Origin of the sequence: Allobosea sp., assembly GCF_017308075.1 — a bacterium.
Taxonomy (GTDB): domain Bacteria; phylum Pseudomonadota; class Alphaproteobacteria; order Rhizobiales; family Beijerinckiaceae; genus Allobosea.
In genome coordinates this window covers 1-2459 of sequence record NZ_JAFKFX010000008.1, presented here as the reverse complement: position 1 = coordinate 2459, position 2459 = coordinate 1, and the positions used below count along the sequence as shown (strand labels likewise).

The following is a 2459-nucleotide window of genomic DNA, read 5'->3' as shown; positions in this document are numbered from 1 at the left end:
GACCGGGCGCCCCTGGGACAACAGCACGTCGACCTGGCGCAGCTTCGCGACGATCTCTTCAGGCTTGTGCTTCTTCTGCGGCATAATGGGCATCCTCCAAGGCTCGAAAGCCTACTTCAGGGAGGGCCACTTTTCAGGGGGCAGGCCAGCCTTGCGCTTCCACATGCCTACCTGGGACCTGTGTGCTGCTTGCCCAGTCGCCGTTTCGCCGCGCCCATAGATACTCGTTCGCCCGCTCATGAAACTGTCCCGCCTCGTCAACGATAAAAGGCGTACCGCGCAGCCCGGCCGGAATGCCCTCGTCGATGGCCTCCTGCTTGATAATGAACACGGTTCGAGCCGCACGCTTAGAAGCTGTCTTACTCACCGACAGCCACCGCATGTCGAATTGCTAAGCGCGCACATTCCCAGGCCCACACCTTCAGTTCGAGCGTCACTCCCGGGGCACCGGAAGTCTCGTTGCCGTTGAACGGGTCACCTCGATAGAATCGACAGCATGTCAACGTCAAGTACAAATCAGATATGTTGAAGATTTTTATCGCCATATGTAGTTTGTGTATTGACAAGGATTCAGCGAGATCAGGGCCTCAACCTAGGTGTATCAAGCAAAAAGGATTCGATACGCGAATCCTGTACATGAATCCTTTTGCGCTATACGAAGCAAGGATTGAGTCCTTGGATGATGAGGTGGGGGTAGTTCTCGGGCGGCCCATGAGATCGGTGAGAATTGGCGGCTTTTCGTGGGCAGCCGAATTCAAGCGCCAAGGTGCCCGTGCCTATCGACTTGAGTCGCGAATGGCCGTGCAAACCGAACCGCCGCCCTAGATCCGGACTGCCCCAAACGCCGCGGCGTGTGTTCAGCGGCCACAATCTCCCTGACAGATGGCCGCGAATGACTTCGGTCGCGGCCAGACATCAGCCATCGATTGCCGCCAACCTCGAGGCGCGCTGGCGCCGTAGGGAAGGCCCTGCCGTCCCCATTGCAGCAATCCCCGTTGCCGGCCGGAGGAACGCTCGGATAGCGTCAAAAAAAGCTTGCCGTCGAGGACTTGCACATCAGAACGTTCAAGTGCACGATTCTGCCGTTGAGACAGGCACTTGAACGTGTTTAGGCCGCATTATGGACTTCCAAGCTGAATACCCGGGTTCGATTCCCGGTACCCGCTCCAATTTCCCTCCCGATGATCCAGATTTGCGCGCCGCGACGCGACGATGGCCGTTTCGCGGTGATGCCGCGAGCGTGAGGGCCGGCCGAATCGAGGCGGATTGCGTCCGCCGGGCAACCGCAGCAACATGATCGCGGCGCGCCCGCACGGCCGGTATCGGCATTTCAAGACTTCGGAGCGGACGACAACATAAGGGAGGCGGGCATGGCCGGCGACCTCCTTCGGCGAGATGGGCCATGCCTATGTGGTCTATGGCGTAGGGCAGCCGTCGCAGGAGCATTTCAGCGTCTTCGAGCCGCTGCAGGGCCATGGCTTCAAGAACAAGAAGTTCAGCGAGCTCAGCGGCGACTCCGTCTATGTCGGCTTCGGCATGTGATGCTGCGGCCTGACCTTGGCGGAATCCGCCTCGGCGAGGCCGAGGCGGATGGTATCAGGCTTCGGTCGCTCAGGCGTCTGCAGCTTGCGCCTTGTGGCCGTCGAGATGGCCGAGGTCGCGGGCCGGGTCGAGCCGGTCGCGGACGCGCTGCTTGAGCTGCTTCACATCGGGGAAGCCGCCATCGACCGTCCGGTCCCAGATCAGCTCGCCGTCATAGTGGATCTGGAAGATGCCGCCGGTGCGCGGGATCAGCGCGACCTCGCCGAGATCCTGGCCAAAGGTCTGGAGCAGCTCCTGCGCCATCCAGGCCGAGCGCAGCAGCCAATTGCACATGCTGCAATAGGTGATGGCGATGCGGGACAGGGGCTTGGGCGCGGATGTGGTGACGGTCATGGCGGAGGCTCCGGGGGCGCGAGGTAGCGCTGGTGGCGCCGTTTTGCGCCTGCGGGCCTCGCTTGCCAAGCGGCCGGGCGCGGCTCCGGGCGGGGAAAGGAGCGGCCACCGCAAGGGCGTGACGGCACGGCGTTGCGGGACGGGGCGATCCGGCAGGCCGGAGCGCTTGCATCGTCAGGCAAAAACCCCTAATTCCACCGCGCTTTCCGGCCCCCAGCGGCCGCCTTCGAGGATAAAGGTGTCATGGCCAAAGAGAAGTTCTCCCGCACGAAGCCGCACTGCAACATCGGCACGATTGGTCACGTTGACCATGGCAAGACGTCTTTGACGGCTGCGATCACGAAGGTTCTGGCGGAGGCTGGCGGCGCTTCGTTCACGGCTTATGACCAGATCGACAAGGCTCCTGAGGAGAAGGCGCGCGGGATCACGATCTCGACGTCGCATGTCGAGTACGAGACGCCTGCGCGTCACTATGCTCACGTCGACTGCCCCGGTCACGCCGACTATGTGAAGAACATGATCAC

4 protein-coding genes are annotated in these 2459 nt (G+C 61.8%); 2 read left to right on the top strand and 2 right to left on the bottom strand.

The features are described from left to right. Nucleotides 1-133 precede the first annotated feature (133 nt). Nucleotides 134-331, bottom strand: coding sequence for a hypothetical protein (locus J0J10_RS00325; RefSeq protein WP_291644340.1), 198 nt, complete (start codon nucleotides 329-331; stop codon nucleotides 134-136). Nucleotides 332-1395: 1064 nt separating this feature from the next. Here J0J10_RS00325 and J0J10_RS00320 point away from each other — a divergent pair. Further along, entirely contained in the window at nucleotides 1396-1542 is a 147-nt protein-coding gene (locus J0J10_RS00320) for a hypothetical protein (RefSeq protein ID WP_291644338.1), read from the top strand. Between the two features lie 69 nt (nucleotides 1543-1611). Here the strand turns inward: J0J10_RS00320 and J0J10_RS00315 are convergent, their stop codons facing one another. Continuing rightward, the gene (locus tag J0J10_RS00315) at nucleotides 1612-1935 is read right to left on the bottom strand and encodes an Rdx family protein (protein WP_291644336.1); all 324 of its coding nucleotides are present in this window, start codon (nucleotides 1933-1935) and stop codon (nucleotides 1612-1614) included. A 243-nt stretch (nucleotides 1936-2178) separates the two neighbouring features. Here J0J10_RS00315 and J0J10_RS00310 point away from each other — a divergent pair. Further along, a partial coding sequence (locus tag J0J10_RS00310; RefSeq protein WP_291644334.1) for a GTP-binding protein occupies nucleotides 2179-2459 on the top strand: 281 nt, incomplete at its 3' end.

Coding starts and splice junctions, on each gene's coding strand:
- J0J10_RS00320 (WP_291644338.1), top strand. CDS start 1,396: ATGGGCCATGCCTATGTGGTCTATGGCGTAGGGCAGCCGTCGCAGGAG.
- J0J10_RS00315 (WP_291644336.1), bottom strand. CDS start 1,935: ATGACCGTCACCACATCCGCGCCCAAGCCCCTGTCCCGCATCGCCATC.